14 protein-coding genes are annotated in these 16921 nt (G+C 64.5%); 5 read left to right on the top strand and 9 right to left on the bottom strand.

Going from position 1 to position 16921, the window contains the following annotated elements; all coding sequences use genetic code 11:
* Nucleotides 1-113: 113 nt before the first annotated feature.
* The 3 genes from treS to ADN01_RS13465 all read left to right on the top strand — a co-directional run bounded on the left by treS (nucleotide 114) and on the right by ADN01_RS13465 (nucleotide 4561).
* Nucleotides 114-1724: a maltose alpha-D-glucosyltransferase gene (gene treS, locus ADN01_RS13475; protein WP_062417399.1), complete on the top strand. Its 1611-nt coding sequence runs from the start codon at nucleotides 114-116 to the stop codon at nucleotides 1722-1724.
* A gap of 132 nt (nucleotides 1725-1856) precedes the next feature.
* Nucleotides 1857-3755: a CASTOR/POLLUX-related putative ion channel gene (locus ADN01_RS13470; protein ID WP_062417398.1), complete on the top strand. Its 1899-nt coding sequence runs from the start codon at nucleotides 1857-1859 to the stop codon at nucleotides 3753-3755.
* A 38-nt stretch (nucleotides 3756-3793) separates the two neighbouring features.
* On the top strand, nucleotides 3794-4561 hold the full coding sequence (locus ADN01_RS13465) for a nucleoside phosphorylase (RefSeq protein WP_062417397.1): 768 nt from the start codon (nucleotides 3794-3796) through the stop codon (nucleotides 4559-4561).
* A gap of 69 nt (nucleotides 4562-4630) precedes the next feature.
* On the opposite strand, the gene lipA is transcribed toward ADN01_RS13465, so the two are convergent.
* On the bottom strand, nucleotides 4631-5587 hold the full coding sequence (gene lipA, locus ADN01_RS13460) for a lipoyl synthase (RefSeq protein ID WP_062417396.1): 957 nt from the start codon (nucleotides 5585-5587) through the stop codon (nucleotides 4631-4633).
* A gap of 118 nt (nucleotides 5588-5705) precedes the next feature.
* Here lipA and rsmI point away from each other — a divergent pair, with 118 nt between their 5' ends.
* Entirely contained in the window at nucleotides 5706-6461 is a 756-nt protein-coding gene (rsmI, locus tag ADN01_RS13455) for a 16S rRNA (cytidine(1402)-2'-O)-methyltransferase (RefSeq protein WP_075071191.1), read from the top strand.
* Nucleotides 6462-6468: 7 nt separating this feature from the next.
* Entirely contained in the window at nucleotides 6469-7191 is a 723-nt protein-coding gene (locus tag ADN01_RS13450; protein WP_062417395.1) for an RsmE family RNA methyltransferase, read from the top strand.
* A gap of 7 nt (nucleotides 7192-7198) precedes the next feature.
* On the opposite strand, the gene ADN01_RS13445 is transcribed toward ADN01_RS13450, so the two are convergent.
* The 8 genes from ADN01_RS13445 to ADN01_RS13410 form a co-directional block, all read right to left on the bottom strand.
* The gene (locus ADN01_RS13445) at nucleotides 7199-9640 is read right to left on the bottom strand and encodes a DNA translocase FtsK (protein ID WP_062417394.1); all 2442 of its coding nucleotides are present in this window, start codon (nucleotides 9638-9640) and stop codon (nucleotides 7199-7201) included.
* A 10-nt stretch (nucleotides 9641-9650) separates the two neighbouring features.
* A complete protein-coding gene (locus ADN01_RS13440; RefSeq protein WP_062417393.1) occupies nucleotides 9651-10751 on the bottom strand; it encodes a site-specific DNA-methyltransferase in 1101 nt (366 codons plus the stop codon).
* Between the two features lie 72 nt (nucleotides 10752-10823).
* On the bottom strand, nucleotides 10824-11348 hold the full coding sequence (locus ADN01_RS13435; RefSeq protein ID WP_075071192.1) for an NUDIX hydrolase: 525 nt from the start codon (nucleotides 11346-11348) through the stop codon (nucleotides 10824-10826).
* A 3-nt stretch (nucleotides 11349-11351) separates the two neighbouring features.
* A complete protein-coding gene (locus ADN01_RS13430; protein ID WP_062417391.1) occupies nucleotides 11352-12326 on the bottom strand; it encodes an anti-sigma factor family protein in 975 nt (324 codons plus the stop codon).
* The gene (locus ADN01_RS13425) at nucleotides 12323-12985 is read right to left on the bottom strand and encodes an RNA polymerase sigma factor (protein ID WP_201778684.1); all 663 of its coding nucleotides are present in this window, start codon (nucleotides 12983-12985) and stop codon (nucleotides 12323-12325) included. The genes ADN01_RS13430 and ADN01_RS13425 overlap by 4 nt, the downstream gene beginning before the upstream one ends.
* Entirely contained in the window at nucleotides 12937-13332 is a 396-nt protein-coding gene (locus tag ADN01_RS13420; protein ID WP_082142651.1) for a DUF3054 domain-containing protein, read from the bottom strand. The genes ADN01_RS13425 and ADN01_RS13420 overlap by 49 nt, the downstream gene beginning before the upstream one ends.
* Before the next feature lie 35 nt (nucleotides 13333-13367).
* Complete coding sequence (locus tag ADN01_RS13415; RefSeq protein WP_062417388.1) at nucleotides 13368-14063, bottom strand: aspartate/glutamate racemase family protein; 696 nt, start codon at nucleotides 14061-14063, stop codon at nucleotides 13368-13370.
* 17 nt (nucleotides 14064-14080) lie between these two features.
* The gene (locus ADN01_RS13410; RefSeq protein ID WP_062417387.1) at nucleotides 14081-16882 is read right to left on the bottom strand and encodes a molybdopterin-dependent oxidoreductase; all 2802 of its coding nucleotides are present in this window, start codon (nucleotides 16880-16882) and stop codon (nucleotides 14081-14083) included.
* Nucleotides 16883-16921: the final 39 nt, after the last annotated feature.

The following is a 16921-nucleotide window of genomic DNA, read 5'->3' as shown; positions in this document are numbered from 1 at the left end:
CTCTACGACTGCCGTCCGTTTGGGCGGCCCCCCGCCGACAGCCTCATCGACCCACAGCCAGTCACCCGGCTGGCTGTGGGCGGGCTGCGCGCGGCAGAAAGGAATTTGTTTCCATGTCTCAAGCCTGGTATAAAAACGCCGTCTTTTATCAAATTTACACCCGCGCCTTCGCCGACAGTTCGGGCAACGGCTACGGCGACCTGCGCGGCGTGATTCAGCACCTCGACCACCTGCAAGCCCTGGGCGTGGACTGCATCTGGCTCATGCCCATCTACCCCTCGCCGCGCAAAGATGACGGTTATGATATCTCCGATTTTTACAGCATTGACCCCCAATACGGCACGCTGGACGACCTGAAAGAGCTGGTGGCCCAGGTGCACGCGCGCGGCATGCACATCATCATGGACCTGGTGCTCAACCACACCTCCGACCAACACGCCTGGTTCCAGAGCGCCCGTTCCGACCCAGCCTCCCCCTACCGCGAATATTACGTGTGGAGCGACACCGATCAGAAATACAGCGACGCCCGCATCATCTTCCTGGACACCGAAAAATCCAACTGGACTTGGGATGAGCAGGCCGGGCAGTATTATTGGCATCGCTTCTACAGTTCACAACCTGACTTAAACTATGACAGCCCGCGCGTGCAGGAAGAAATGCTCAACGTGGTGCGCTTTTGGCTGGAGCTGGGCATTGACGGCTTCCGCGCCGACGCCGTGCCCTACCTCTTCGAACGCGAGGGCAGCAACTGTGAGAATTTGCCCGAAACGCATCAGTACCTCAAACGCCTGCGCGCCTTTATTGACCAGCACTTCCCCCAGGCCATCCTGCTGTGCGAGGCCAACCAGTGGCCCGAAGACGTGCGCCCCTATTTCGGCGACGGCGACGAATTTCACATGGGCTTCCATTTCCCCGTCATGCCGCGCATTTTCATGTCCCTGCGCCAGGGCCGCCGCGACTCGCTGGAATGGATCCTCGACCGCACCCCGCCCATCCCCGAAAACTGCCAGTGGTGCACCTTCCTGCGCAACCACGATGAACTCACCCTGGAAATGGTCACCGAGGAAGAACGCCAGTGGATGTGGCAGGAATACGCTCCCGACCCGCGCATGCGCCTGAACCTGGGCATCCGCCGCCGCCTGGCCCCCCTGCTGGGAAACGACCGCCGCAAAATTGAGCTGGCCTACTCGCTGCTCTTCACCCTCCCCGGCTCGCCCATCGTATACTATGGGGATGAAATCGGCATGGGCGACAACATCTGGCTCTTCGACCGCAACGGCGTGCGCACCCCCATGCAGTGGACCTCTGGCCTCAATGCCGGTTTTTCCAGCGCGCCCGCCGATAAGCTGTACGCCCCCATCATCGCTGAACCGCCCTTCGCCCCTGCCCAGGTGAACCTGGCGGATCAGCGCAGCGATCCCGGCTCGCTGTATAACCTGGTGCGACGCCTCATCCAGGTGCGCAAGCGCACCCCCTCCCTCTCCTGCACCCATTTCGAATGGCTGCGCGCGCTGCCGCCCGCGGTAGCCGCCTACCGCCGCTGCGCCCAGGGTGAAATTGCCCTGATCCTCAACAACCTTTCGGATCAGCCGGTACAGTTTTCTCTGACTGCCGACCTGCCCGCAGGGTCGCTGTGTACCGATCTGATCACCGGCGCGGCTTTCCCCGCACCCTCCGAATGGGTTCTCTCCCCGCACCAATACCGCTGGCTGCGCCTTCACTAATCTTCACCGCAGCCTACCCAACAGAAAGCCCGGCCTTGCTCACCGGGCTTTCTCTTTATTTACCGAGTTGCTTTAAAGCCCAAAAGCGCGTACACTATCCAGATCATTTTGCCTTGAAAGGATCCCCTCACCATGCCCCGAAAAATTACCTTCCGCGAACGGTTTCAGTACTGGCAGGACAACCTCTTCTCCCGCGGCACCGCTGCCCTGATTGGGGCATTGTTCGTCCTTTCCTTCTTGATCATCGCCGTCGGCGCGGCGGCCGTCGTTTTGGGCGGGGACCTCACCTCGCCCCCCGGCGGTGAACGCCTCAGCCTGGGCGAAGCCATGTGGGAAGCCCTCATGCGCACCCTGGACGCCGGAACCATGGGCGGCGATCAGGGCTGGGGCTTTCGCCTGGTGATGCTCTTTGTCACCATCGGCGGCGTGTTCGTCATCTCCAGCCTCATCGGCGTGCTCTCAGCCGGGGTCGAAGAGCGCCTGGCGCAGCTGCGCAAGGGCCGCTCACGCGTGTTGGAAAGCAACCACACCGTCATCCTGGGCTGGTCGGAGCAGGTCTTCACCATCCTGTCGGAACTGGCAATTGCTAACCAAAACCAGAAACGCCCCTGCATCGTCGTCATGGGCGACGAGGATAAAGTCGTCATGGAAGAGGAGATCGCCGCCAAGGTGGCAGACCTGGGCAGCACTCGCCTGGTGTGCCGCAGCGGCAGCCCCATGGAAATGTCGGATCTGCGCATCGCCAACATCAACCAGGCCAAAGCCATCATTGTCGTTTCGCCCAACACCCCCGAAGCCGATGCCGAGGTGATTAAAACCGTCCTGGCCATCACCAACCACCCCGACCGCCGCCCAGAGAAATACAATATCGTCGCTGAAATTCACGATGTTAAAAATATGGACGCCGCCCGCGTGGTGGGCAAAGATGAAGTCGAATGGGTGCTGGTTGGCGACCTGATCGCGCGCATCATCGCCCAAACCAGCCGCCAATCGGGCCTGTCGGTGGTCTACACCGAACTGCTCGATTTTGGCGGGGATGAAATTTACTTCACCCGCCAGCCCAGCCTGACCGGCAAAACCTACGGTGAGGTGCTCAACGCCTTTGAAAAAAACGCCGTCCTGGGCTTGCAGCGCCCCGGTCAACTGGCCCGCCTGAACCCGCCTATGGATACGGTCTTGAGCACGGAGGATGAGCTGATCGTCATTGCTGAGGATGACGACAAAATTGCCCTGGACGGCCGCGCCCAGCCAGACACGAGCCGCATTCTGCAAACCCCCCACAGCCCCCAGGCCCCCGAACACAACCTGATCCTGGGCTGGAACTTGCGCGGGCGCTCCATCCTCACCGAGCTGGATGCGTATGTGGCCCCCGGCTCCGTCGTTCACGTGGTGGCCGACCGCGAGGATTTTGGCGACCTGGAATGGCTCCACGACCAGATGCACAACCAGAAAATCATCTTCCGTTCCGGCGATACCACCGACCGGCGCGTGCTGGAAAGCCTGGGTTTGGATCAGGTGCAGCACATCATCTTACTATGCTATTCCGACACCCTCGAACCGCAGCAGGCCGACGCCCGCACCCTCATCTCTCTGCTGCACCTGCGCGATCTGGCCGACCGCCAGGGCTACACCTATTCCATCGTCTCCGAAATGCTCGACATCCGCAACCGCAACCTGGCGGATGTGACCCGTGCGGACGACTTCATCGTCAGCGATAAGCTCGTCAGCCTGATGCTGGCCCAGGTGAGCGAAAACGCCAATCTCAACGCAGTCTTTGCCGACATTTTTGACCCCGAAGGGGCCGAGATTTACCTCAAGCCCGCTAGCGATTACGTTGCGGCGGGTCAGGGGGTGCAGTTTGCCACCCTGATCGAAGCCGCCCGCCAGCGCGGGGAAACGGCCATCGGCTACCGCCTGGCGGCGCAGTCGAAGGACGCTTCGCAGATGTACGGCGTTCACCTGAACCCGGTAAAATCCCAAACCGTCACCCTGACCGCCGCCGACCGGCTGATCGTCCTGGCCGAATCCTAGGCCGTTTCGCCTATCCCTTGTCCCTCTCAGGAGTTGCCATGACCGCCACACCCCCGCTGTTTGAACCCAACTTGCAGCCCGAGGCGATTCTCTCACCCCAAGCGCCCACCATCGAAAACGGCGGCTCGCCGCGCTATGTGCTGTGTTTTTTCCATGATGTGCTGTCCCGCCTGCACCAAAACGGCCTGCTGCGCCCAGTGGGCTATGTGGCCTCTGAAATCGGCCGCAACCCCATCTACGAGCTGCAGCAGCCCGGCGAGCGCGTGCTGGTGGTGCACCCCGGCGTGGGCGCGCCCCTGGCTGTCGGCTTCCTGGAAGAACTCATCGCCGCCGGGGGGCAGAAGTTCATCGTCTGCGGCGGCTGCGGCGTCATTGACCGCGATATCGCCGCCGGGCATCTGGTGATCCTTACCAGCGCCGTGCGCGACGAGGGCACGTCCTACCACTACCTGCCGCACTCGCGCGAGGCCTTCCCTGCCCCCGCCGCGGTGGCTGCCCTGCAAAGCGTGGTGGAAGGGCGCGGTCTGGATTACAGACTGGGCAAGGCCTGGACCACCGACGCCATTTACCGCGAAACCATCCAACGGCGTGAGCAGCGTCTGGCGGACGGCTGCTGTGTGGTGGAGATGGAAGCCTCGGCTTTGTTTGCGGCGGCCGCCTTCCGCCAGGTGACATTGGGGCAAATTGTCTACGGCGGCGACCTGGTCGTTCCCGACGGTTGGGATAAACGCGCCTGGCACGAGCGTGCCGACGACCGCGAGCTGCTTTTCTGGCTGGCGGTCGAGGCGGTGTTGGCGATCCCGTAATATCCCCCCGAATCAAAAAAACGGCCTGCCGTACACGGCAGGCCGTTTCATGTACGCAATCCGAAATCCCTAGGCTGCCGCCTGCATGGCCGCATCGCCGTACAGCTTGCGGTGCACCACGCTCAGCGCGCGCACCTGCTCGGCGGCATGGTAAGACGACCGCACCAGCGGGGCGCTCTCTACCCAGCGGAAGCCGATCTCCAGCCCGTAGCGCTTGATCTCCGCAAACTCCTCCAGGGTGTAATAGCGCGCAATCGCCAGGTGCTGGCGCGAAGGCTGCAAATACTGGCCGATGGTCAAAATATCCACCCCCCAGGAGCGCAGATCGCGCATCACTTCCTTCACCTCGTCCATCGTCTCGCCCAACCCCACCATCATGCCCGATTTGGTCAGCACCTCGGGATCCATGCGCTTGGCGTTGGTCAGGGTGGCCTGAGACCATTCGTAACGGTCCTGCGGCTGCACCTGCTTAAACAGGCGCGGAACCGTCTCCACATTGTGGTTCAAAATCTCCGGCCGGGCCTGCATGACGATATCCAGGGCGGAAGGGCTGCCCTTGAAATCCGGAATCAGCACCTCAATGGAGCAGCCGGGCTGCAGGGCGCGGATGCGGCGGATGACCATCGCAAAAATCGGCGCGCCGCCGTCTTTGCGCTCATCGCGGTTCACGCTGGTGATCACGGCATGGCGCAGGCCCATGGCCTTCACCGCCTGCCCCACCCGCTCCGGCTCCAGCCAGTCCATGGCCTGCGGCTGGCCGTGCTTAATATCGCAGAAACCGCACGAGCGCGTGCAGATATCACCCATAATTAAAAACGTGGCTGTGCCGCTGCCCCAGCACTCACCCATATTTGGGCAGCCCGCTTCTTCACACACCGTGTGCAGCGCCTTGCGCCGCATCAAGGATTGAAGCCATTCATACGTTTCACCCGACGGCGCGCGCACTTTGATCCAATCCGGGCGGCGCAGAGGGGTGGTATCCAATTTTTGTGGATCCACACGATCACGAGTAGGGTTTGCAGGCATGGTGACCTCCTGGGGGTGATTATAAAGGTAAACGGGAAGAATTTCAAATTACCCCAGTCAGCCCCGCCCGTAATCCGTGATATACTGCAAGCAATCCCACCCTGTGAGGCGCACACGTATGCTCTATCTGGTGGCAACCCCCATCGGCAATTTAGGCGATATCACCCTGCGCGCGCTGGAAGTCCTGCGCACGGTGGACCTGGTGGTCAGCGAAGACACCCGCACCACCGGTTTCCTGCTCAAGCACTTTGAGATCAAAAAGCCCCAGATGGCCTTCCACGAATACAACGAAATCCGCGCCCTGCCGCGCATTTTGGACACCCTGCGCAGCGGCCAATCCGTGGCGGTGGTCACAGACGCGGGCAGCCCGGCGGTCAGCGACCCTGGGTTCGTGCTGGTGCGCAGCGTGCTGGCCGAGGGTCTGCCCGTCACGGCCATCCCCGGCCCCACCGCGGTCATCCCTGCCCTGGTGCTCTCCGGCCTGCCCGTGCACAGCTTCACCTTTCGCGGTTTCCCCCCGCGCAAAAGCGGCGCCCGCCGCCGTTTTTTGGCCGTGGATTTAACCTCCCCGCACACCCTCATCTTTTACGAATCACCCCACCGCCTAGTGAGCTTTTTGGAAGACGCCCAGGCCGTGTTCGGCGACCGGCGCGCCGCCCTGGCCAACGACCTGACCAAAATGTTCGAGGCCGTTTTCCGCGGGCGGCTGAGCGAATGTATCGCCCACCTGCAGGCCGTCCCGCCCCGCGGCGAATACACCGTGGTCATCGAAGGCGCCGCGGCTGAGCCCGAAGCCGAAGGTGAGGACGGGGCCGAACCTGCCCCCAAACCGGGCAAGCGCAACAAATACCCGCGCCAACCGGCCGAGGACTGAGACCCCCATGCACCGCTTTTTCCTGCCGCCCGAAGCCTTCCAGGCCGATACCGTGCATTTCCCCCCCGAAACCGCCCATCAGATCCGGCGGGTGCTGCGCCTGGGGGCCGGGGCCGAGGTGTTGGCCCTGGATAACCAGGGCTGGCAGTACCGCGTGCAGTTAACCGGGGACGACCTGGGGCAGGTGCTCAGCCGCCAGGCAGCCGCGGGCGAACCCGCCCTGCACCTGACCCTTTACCTGGCCCTCACCCAGCGCGAAAAATTTGAATGGGCGCTGCAAAAATGCACCGAAGCCGGGGTTTCGGCCTTTGTGCCCTTTGTCTCCACCCGCTCCCTGGTGCAGGACGCCCAGGACGCGCACAAAAAGCTGCCGCGCTGGCAAAAGATCGTGCAGGAAGCCGCCGAGCAAAGCGGCCGCGGGCGCATTCCCCCCGTGGCGGCCCCCCTGCCCTGGGCTGGCGCCCTGAAAAGCGCCCAGGCAGCCAGCCTGCGCTGGATCGCCTGGGAGGAGGAACAGCAAACCGGCCTACGCGCAGCCCTGCGCGGCCTGTCCCCCGCCCCCGGCCAGACCGCCGCCGTGTTCATCGGCCCCGAGGGGGGCTTTACCCCCGCCGAGGTGGAGCAGGCGCGCCAAAGCGGCTGCCAGCCGCTCAGCCTGGGGCCGCGCATCCTGCGTATGGAAACCGCCGCCCTGGCGGCGGCGGTCTTGTTGGTGTACGAATTGGGCTGAGGCAGCCTCAGGCGCCGTCGTCCTCCGGCGGCGCGGTGGGGCCGTAATCCAACACCTCGCGCACCTGGGTGTTGGGCTGCACCGGGCCCACAATCCCTTTTTCTTCCATCGCGTCAATCAAACGCGCCGCGCGGGTGTAGCCGATGCGCATGCGCCGCTGGAGCATGGTGATGGAGGCCCGCCCCTCGCGCCGCACCAGATCCACCGCGTCCTTCATCAAAGGATCGCCGCCCTCTTCCATATCCTCCCACAGCGCTCCCTGATGCAGCGGTACGCCCGCCGGAATCCATTCGCCGGAGGACATGGGCTGCGGCGTCCCCGAAGTTGAACCCAAACGCGCCGACTCATCCCGCCAATAATCCACCACCCGCTGAATTTCCACATCGGAAACATACACACCCTGCAGGCGCACCGGCGCCGAGGCGTCGGGGGCCTGGAAGAGCATATCCCCGCGCCCCAACAGGCGCTCAGCCCCAGGTTGATCCAAAATGACGCGGCTGTCAATGCCCGAAGCCACCATAAAGGCCACCCGCGCCGGGAAATTGGCCTTGATCAGGCCGGTCACCACGTCCACCGAAGGGCGCTGCGTGGCCAAAATCAGGTGAATGCCGGTGGCGCGCGCCAGCTGCGCCAGGCGGGTGATGGTGCGCTCGGTTTCGTCCGGCGAAAGCATCATCAAATCGGCCAGCTCGTCAATCACCACCACCAGATAGGGCAGCTTTTCGGCAGGGAAGCGGGTGTTAAATTCCTGAATATTGCGCACGCCGCTGCGCGAAAACTTGTGGTAGCGGCTGTCCATCTCGCGCATCATCCACTGCAGCGCGCCGATGACCCGATCGGCCTCCACCACCACCGGAGCCAGCAGGTGGGGGATGCCGTTGTAGCCGGTCAGCTCCACCCGTTTGGGGTCCACCAGCACCAGGCGCAGATCCGAAGGGGTGTTGTTCAGCAGAAAACCGGCCAAAATGGCGTTCACGCACACCGATTTGCCCGAACCGGTGGTGCCCGCGATGAGCAGGTGCGGCATGGCCGACAGGTCGTAGGCCGCCGGGTGCCCGGCCACATCCTTGCCCAGGGCAAAGCGCAGGCCGGAGCGCAGGCGTTGGAAACGTTCCGATTCGATCACCTCGCGCAGGCTCACGCGGCTGATTTCCAAATTGGGCACTTCGATGCCCACATAGCTGCGCCCGGGCACGGGGGCCTGAATACGGATGCGCGGGGCGGCCAAAGCCAGGGCCAAATCATCCGCCAGGCTGGCGATCTTGCCCACGCGCACACGCGTGCGGCCGGTGCGCGTCTCCACAAAATCTGGCTCCACCCCAAACTGGGTCACGGTGGGGCCGGGGTTGACCTCCACCACATGGCAGGGGGCGCCAAAGGAAGCCAGGGTCTCTTCAATCAGCCGCGCCCGCTCCTGGTTGCTGGTGTTCTGCACCGCCGCCGGGGTGGGCGGGTCTAAAATGTCCTCCACTGCGGGCAGAGTCCAGGCGATGGACACCGCCGGAACTGGCGCCGCCGCGGGGCGCGCACCTTCTGCTGTCTGGGATGCCTCGCTCACCGCCCCCGCCGGGGTGGGCTCTGCCGCCGCTGGAAGCGGGCTTTGACCCGCGGGCGCGGGACGGACGCCGCCGCTGCGCTGGGGCAGGGGCGCGTATTCGGGCGGCAGGGGCGTATATACGGGGGGTTCCCCCGCGGGCGTGCTGGCCGCCGTTGAGCGGCTTTCGGCCTCCGGCGCGGGCTGCCGCACCCGTTCCCACAGGGGCCGCAGCCAACCGAGCAGCTCCGGAACAGTCACATCCAGCGCCAGGGCCAGTCCCAAAATGAGCCAGGCGATGAGGGCCACCACCGCCCCCGGCCCGCCCAGGGTGGATACCAGCAGCCGCTCCAGCGCGCCGCCCACATACCCACCGCCGCGGCCCGCGCTGGCCAGTTCCCAGCCGCCGCCAAACAGCAGATGCAGCCAGGTCAGCAGATTCAGGAAGAGCAAAATCAACCCCAGGCTGCGCTCCCCCGAAAGCACCGGCAGGCGCTCCACGTTGCGGAACACCAGCCACAGTCCAAAGCCCACCAGCAGCACCGGCAGCACCAAAGCCCCCCAACCCGCCGCCTTGTATAAGAAAGTCACCCACCAGCCGGTCAGCAGGCCGTTTTCCGAAGAGAGCAGGGCCAGCAGGCTGAGCAGCCCCACCAGGGCCAGCGCGCCCCCCAAAATATCCAGCTTGCGCTCGGCGGAAAGCCCCTGGAACTGCCAGGAGGGCAGCCGGGGCGCAGGGGGGGGTGAAGAAGAGCGGCGTCCGCTGCGGCGTGAAAGCAGCCCCGCGGATTTGCTTTGCCGGGCGGGTTTAGCCGCGCTGCGCGGGCGCACGGCAGGCTTGGCCGCGCCTTTGGAGACCGGTTTGGCCATGGATTTGGGGGCCGCTTTGCGCGGCGTGGGTTTACTGGGAGACACCGCTTCCTCCTTAGGCTGCGCCGTGAGAATCCGCCAGCAGGCGCTGACGCAGTTCATCAATCACGCACAGGCGTTGGTTTTCATCTTCGTAATACCAGGCCAGCCAGCCGTTGGCGGGCGCGCCGCCCGAAAGCTGCGAGGCCAGGCCGTGGATCGAGGCGCACAGCCCGTCCAGCATCAGCCGCCCGTCCGCGCGCACCTGAGCCGCCTGAGCGCGCTCGCCGCGGTAATACAGGCTCTGCCCCGGCTGCAGCAGCCCGGCCTCCAACAGCCGTCCAAAGGGCAGCCGCCGGGTTTTGGCCGGGGCGCGCCCTTCCAGCGCGTACACTGCGTCCTCTTCGCTCAACGGCTGCACCTGCGCCAGCCGTTCTTCGGCCACGCGGATGTATTCCGCCTCGCGCTCAATGCCAATCCAATGGCGGCGCAGTTTTTTGGCCACCGCGCCGGTGGTGCCGCTGCCGAAAAATGGATCCAACACCACATCCCCCGGGCAGCTGGCGGCGGTGAGCACGCGGTAGAGCAGCGCCTCGGGCTTCTGGGTGGAGTGAGCTTTCTGCCCGTTGTGGCGGATGCGCTCCGGGCCGTTGCAAATCGGCAGCAGCCAGTCGCTGCGCATTTGCAGATCGTCATTGAGGGCTTTCAGCGCGTGGTGGTTAAAGGTGTAGCGCGCCCCTTTGAATTTGCTCACCCACAGCAGGGTCTCATGCGCGTTGGTAAAGCGCACCCCGCGAAAATTGGGCATGGGGTTGGTCTTGATCCAGATGACATCGTTGAGGAACCAGAAGCCCAGGTCCTGCAGCAAGGCCCCAATGCGGAAGATATTGTGATACGAGCCGATGACCCACAGCGTGCCCGTGTCTTTCAGCACGCGGCGGCAGGCGGCGATCCACTGGCGGCAGAAGGCGTCATACGCCTCCAGGGAATCATAATGATCCCAATCGTCATCCACCGCGTCCACGCGGGTCTGATTGGGCCGCCAGAGTTCCTTCTGAAGCTGCAAATTGTAGGGGGGATCTGCAAAGATCAAATCTACCGATTTTTCCGGCAGACGTTCGAGGATCTCAACGCAGTCACCCTGCAAAATCTGGTCTAGGGGAAGGTTTGCACACATGCCAGGGCCGCACCGGAACGAGAAGGATTCTCAGAACAAACGTACAACCCTATTGTAACATAAGCAGCCCATTTACAGCTCGGGCGGAGCGGGGCGGCCTTCGTCCTCAGCCCCCAGGCCCAGTACGTGCCGGGTGGCGTAAAAAGCCAGCGGCGGCAGCCCCCCGCGAGGGAAAAAGGCGGCGCTGTCAGCGTCGTCCCCCGCCGCCAGGGTTCCCCCCTGCACCTCCGCGCGGTAAATGATGAAAATATCCGCCCCGCGGCGGTGTTCACGCCCAGCCAAAACCGTCACCAGGCCGGTGACGCGCACGCGCAGGCCGGTTTCTTCCCAACATTCGCGCTCCGCCGCCCGCTGGGGGTCTTCATGCGCGTTGACAAAGCCCGCGGGCAGGCTCCACAGGCCGCGCAGAGGTTCGTTAACGCGCCGCACCAGCAGCACGCCCGCCTCCCCTTCCACCAGCACGCCCACCGCCACTTTGGGGTCCGCAAAATGAATATAGCCGCAGGCCGGGCACACCGGGCGCAGCTCCCCAAAGCGCATTTCCTGCGTTAACGGGGCAGCACAATACGGGCAAAAACGAAAGGGGTCGTCTTGCATCGGTTAACGGCGCCGAACCTGCCAGGCGGCCAGGCCCAGCCCCACCCCCAGAGTCAGCAGACTCAGGGGCAAAACCCACGGCTGCGCAGTGGGGTAGGCGCTCTCCTGGCTTTCGCGGTTCTCACTGGGCGCAGCATAGGCCTCTGCCGCAGCGCTGCTTTGGGGAACCAGCATCTGGCCCTGTTCCTCCGGCGCGGGCAGCCCCAGGATCAGATCCCCACTTTGAAGGGGCACTTCCGTGGGGGCTTCCATCGGCACGGTAGGGGCTTCCTTGGCAGACGGCGGCTCAGCGGGCACCTCCGTGGGGGCTGGTTCCGCGGCAGCCGTTGCTCCCTCAGGCTCAGCGGGCAGCTCCGTGGGGACTGCGTCCGCGGCGGTCATTTCGCCCTCTGGTGCAGCTGGCGCGGCCAACTCGGCGGGGGCGGGCACAGGCATTGCATCTTCCATCTCCGTGCCGCCGCCGCGGCCCATCGTGTCACCACCACCGCCGCCCATGCCAAAGCCCGGAACCCCCTGGAAACCCCAGGTGATGATCATGGGCGTGGGTTCAGCGGCCATTTCCGCGCCCGCCTCAGCCGGGGCCGAGGCAGCATCCATACTTTCCATCATCATCGGCGCGGGGGCCGCCGCGGGGGCGGCCATCAAGTTAGGGGCCGAGAGGGGCAGCAGGCGCAGCCCCATCAGCACCACCGCCGACAGGGTGGCGATGACCGATGAGAAGCTGAGCACCGGGAACCAGCGCGAAACGCGCCGAGCTTCCGCCGCCATAGCGCGCGTCAGGGTGAAATTGTGGGGAACGGGGTGAGGGCGCAGCGCGCGCAGCATGGCGCGCGTGTGTTTTAAGTCTTCCAACCCTTGCCGCAGCTCTGCTGACAGCGACAGGCGGGCTTCCAGCTTTCGCGCGGCCTCAGCTCCCAGCTGGCCGTCCAGATATTCAGAAAGTTGTGCCCAGTCTTGGGGGGTAAGTGTTGGTTTCATGCGCGTCCCTCAAGTACCTGACGAAACTGGGGCGGCAAAAGTTCCCAGAAGCCCTGCAGGCAGTCGCGCAGCCGCACCCGCCCGCGAGCCAGGCGGCTCTTGACCGTCCCCAGGGGCGTGCGCACCGCCTCCGAAACCTCCAGATAGTCCAAACCCTGCACATCCACCAGCACCACCACAGCGCGGAATTCATCCGGCAGCCCCTGCAGGCAGTGTTGGATGGCTTTTTCCAGTTCGCCCTGCGCCACCTGATCCTCCGGCGAAGGGCCGTCATCCGCCAGCCAGGCCGGGGATTCGATTTCTTCTTCGCCGTCGTCCGAAAGCGGCTCCAGAGGGGTGGTGGGCCGCCGCTTGCGCCGCCGCAGCTCGTCGTAGCAGGCGTTGGTGACCATGCGCATGACCCACGCGCGGAAGGACCCCCCGCGGAAGCTGCTCAGGCTGCGGTACGCGGCAATAAAAGCGGTCTGGGTCACATCCTCGGCCGCGGCGTCGTCGCTCAGGATGCGCAGGGCCACGTTATAGGCCAACCCCTGATATTGCAGCACCAGTTGGTTAAAGGCGTCCAAGTCGCCCGCGCAGGCCTGTTGAACCAGGCTGTGTTCATCTGTGTTCATGCGCGTCCCTTCGGTTTGAACAGCCACATCGCTAGAATTCGCCATAAGCCCATTCCCAACGCCGTTGTGCCCGAAAGCACCAGCGCGAACACCGGTATCACCGGCGCGCTCCCCAGCCATAATCCGCGCAAGACGGCGGCCAGGGGGCCCGCGGCGATGCCAGCCAAGACGGCGCGCCAGGCCGTGCTTTTCCAGGTGACCCACCCCGGTTGGTACAGGCCGCCCAGGAAGGCCGTCAGCCCCCAGGCTGCCAGCAGCGGCACGACCATCGCCAGCAGGCGCCCGCCCGCCGGGTTGGATTGGTGGGTGGCAAAACCCGCCAAAGACACCCCCAGCAGCACCAGGGCGTCGCCCACCGCCGTCCACAGCACAGCGCGAATTGTCCACTTCATGGGTCTATTGTAATATGATTTTGGCCGCTTGGGGGTCAGGCCGTCAAGGCCCAATCCACAGCCGCCTCGGCATGGATGCGCGTGGTGGGGAAGAGCGGCAGAGGGCTGTCTTCGGGACGCACCAACAGCTCAATTTCCGTGCAGCCCAAGAGTATCCCCTGCGCCCCCGCCGCGGCCAGGTCCGCGATGATCTCGCGGTAGGCGGCGCGCGATTCTTCGCGGATTTGACCCAGGCACAGTTCATCATAAATCACGCGGTGAACGGTTTCGCGTTGGGCCGGGGGCGGGGTGAGCACGGTAAGCTGGTGCAGCTGTTCCAGGCGGCCGCGGTAGAAATCCTCTTCCATGGTGAAGCGCGTGCCCAGCAGCCCAATGCGCTGAACGCCGGCAGCTTTCACCCGTTCGGCGGTGGCGTCCGCGATGTGCAGGAAGGGAATCTGGATGGCAGCCTGGATGTCGTCTACCAACTTGTGCATGGTATTGGTGCACAGAATGACCACATCCGCCCCGGCGCGCTCCAGGCTGGCCGCCGCCTCTGCCATGCGCTGCCCGCTTTCTTCCCAGCGGCCTTCGCGCTGCAAAACCTCGATCTCGGCAAAATCCACCGAGGTCAGGATGCAGCGGGCCGAATGCAGGCCGCCCAGGCGGGCGTGTACGGTCTGATTGAGGATGCGGTAATATTCCAACGAAGATTCCCAGCTCATGCCGCCGATCATTCCGATGGTTTTCATCCTGCCTCCTGAGGGGATTAAAGGGTTGGGTCAGCGGCGGCGCGCAGAGCCGCCAGCAGTTTCTCGGGGGTCACAGGCAGCTCCGTCATCCACACCCCCACCGCGTCGTGAATGGCGTTCACCACCGCCGGAGCAGTGGGTGAGATGGTCAATTCGCCCATACCCTTGGCCCCAAACGGCCCCAGCACATGCGGGTCTTCAATGATGATGGGTTCAATTTCGGGCAGGTCGCGAAAACGCAGCAGCCCCAGGTCTTTGAATTTCAGCGTTTTCGGCAGGCCGTTTTCCACCACAAAGGATTCGCTCAGGGCGTAGCCCAGGCCCTGCACAATGGCCCCTTCGATCTGGCCAATGACGTTGCGGCGCGAGATGGTGCGGCCCACATCGTGGGCGGCGATCACTTTGAGCACGCGTACCGCGCCGGTTTCGGGCTGCACGGCCACCAGAGCGGCCTGCACGCCGTAATCGTAGGCAAAATGCAGCGGCGGGCGCTTTTCGGTGGGCTGAGCGGGTGAATAGCCAGGTTGGTCGGCGGTGGTGGGGGGGTCGTAGGTGATGCGCGCCTCAAAGCGCGGGCCGCTGGCAGCCAGGGTTTGCAGGTCAATCAGGCGGCGCCCGCTGGAAAGCTGCACAAAGGCCCGTTCGCGCAGGGCCAGGTCCTCCACCGGCACGCCAAATTCTTCCGAGACAGTTTTCCAGAGCTGTTCGCGCACGGCCTCGGCAGCCCGCAAAGCCGCATTGCCGGAGATGAAGGTCTGGCGCGAGGCTGTGGTGACCCCGCCGGGCGGGTCGTAGCGCGTGTCGGCGGTGTGGACGGCCACATCCTGGGTGGGAATGCCCAATGCGCGCGCCGTGATCATGACAATGGCGTCGTTGATGCCCTGACCCATGTCGGTGGCCCCGTGGCGCACCAAAAAACGCCCATCCGCCTCCAGAGACACGCTGGCCCCGGCGGAATCGGGCAGATTCTGCCCCAGGCCCACGTTTTTGTAGGCAGCAGCCACGCCCACCCCCAGTTTTTCCCCCGGCAGCAGTTGCGGGGGCGGGGTTTTGGCCAGGGCCTCGCGCACGGCCAGCAAACAGGCCTTGATGCTCACACCGACTTCGTGGGTGAGGATGTCGCCGGTGATGGTGGCCTGCCCCACTTCCAGGGCGTTGCGCAGGCGAAATTCGATGGGGTCCAGGCCCAGCGCGTCAGCCAGCTTCTGCATTTGAATTTCAGAAGCGAAGGCCACCTGGGGGCTGCCAAAACCGCGAAAGGCCCCGGCGACGGCGTTGTTGGTGTGCACGGCCAGCGAATCCACCTGAGCGTGGGGAACGACATACGGCCCGCAGGAAAATACGCAGGCACGGAAGAGCACCGCCTCGCCTACCGAGGCGTAGGGGCCGGTATCGCCGACAATATAGGCTTCGGCGGCGGTCAGCTTGCCGCTGCGGTCGGCGCCGGTGCGGTAGCGCATGCGCAGGGCGTGGCGCTTGGTGCTGACCGCCAGGGACTCGGCCCGCGTCCACTGCACTTTCACCGGCCGACCGGTGTGATAGGCCCCCAGGGCGGCGTGGATCTGTCCGGCGATGTCCTCTTTGCCGCCAAAACCGCCGCCCATGAACTGGTGGGCGATGCGCACGCGCTCTTCGGGCAGGCCCAGGGCGGCGGCCACCTGATGCCGGTCTTCCATCGGGCCTTGTGTGCCGCAGTACAGGGTGAGGCTCCCGTCGCTTTCGGGCACGGCGGTGCTGCATTCGATTTCCATATAAGCGTGTTCCACAAAGGGCACGCTGTACTCACCTTCCACGATCACATCCGCAGCGGCGAAACCCTCCGCCACATCCCCTTTGCGCGTGCGGTGGTGGGCCAGCACGTTAGCCTCTTCCGGGTGGGCCAGCCGCAGACGTTCATGCAGAACGGGGGCGTCCGCAGCCAGGGCCTGCTGGGGGCTGGTGAGCACTGGCAGCGGCTCCAGGGCAAAATCCACCGCGGCGGCTGCGGCAGCGGCCTGCTCGGGACTTTCGGCCACAACCACCGCCAACACGTCCCCCACATGACGCACTTCGTCGCCGGGGCTGAGGAAAATGGGCTGATCAAAAACAAAAATGCCGAAGGCATTCGCCCCCGGCACTTCTTTGCGGGTCAAAATCTTCGCCACCCCGGGCATGCTCTCGGCCTGCGACACATCCAGGCGGGTGAGGCGGGCGTGGGCAGCTCCGGCGCGCACAGCCTGGGCATAGAGCATATTGGGGAAGCGCAGGTCGGCCGTGTAGGGCATTTTGCCGGTCAGGCGGGCCAACAGGCGCTCTTCGGCGGCGGTGTCAGCGGGGGTCCAGGTGCTGGGCTGGTCGCCGCGCAGAATGGCCGCCGCCCGCTGCACAGAGCGGTCCATGCGGTTGAGTCCGGCGCAGCGGCAGATGACAGTCGAGAGGGCGCGCTCGATCTCTTTTTCGGTGGGGTTCAGGTTCTCGTCCAGCAAAGCCTTGGCCGAAAGCAGGGCGCCGGGGGCGCAGTAACCGCATTGAAAAATGCCGTCCTGCACCACGGTTTGCAGCAGAGGGTGAGGAATCTGCTCTGGGCTTATCTGCAGGGCCTCGATGGTTTCCACCCGCGCCCCAGACAGGTTTTTGATGGGCGTCAGGCAGGCGCGGCGCGCCTTGCCGTTGACAATGAGCGTGCAGGCCCCGCAGGTGCCCTCGCTGTCACAAGACCATTTGGTTCCGGTGAGGCCCAACACATCGCGCAGGTAGCGCAGCAAAGACCAGTTCCAATAGCGTTCGGGGATTTCGAGAGGCTGCTGATTGACCGTCAGGGAAAGGGTGGGGTCTGCCATTCGTCCTCACATAAGGTTAAGGGTCTTCCAGCGGATAAG

Source organism: Levilinea saccharolytica (genome assembly GCF_001306035.1).
In the GTDB taxonomy this organism is placed as follows: domain Bacteria; phylum Chloroflexota; class Anaerolineae; order Anaerolineales; family Anaerolineaceae; genus Levilinea; species Levilinea saccharolytica.
The sequence above is the reverse complement of the archived record's forward strand: the minus strand, read 5'-3'. Positions and strand labels throughout refer to the sequence as shown.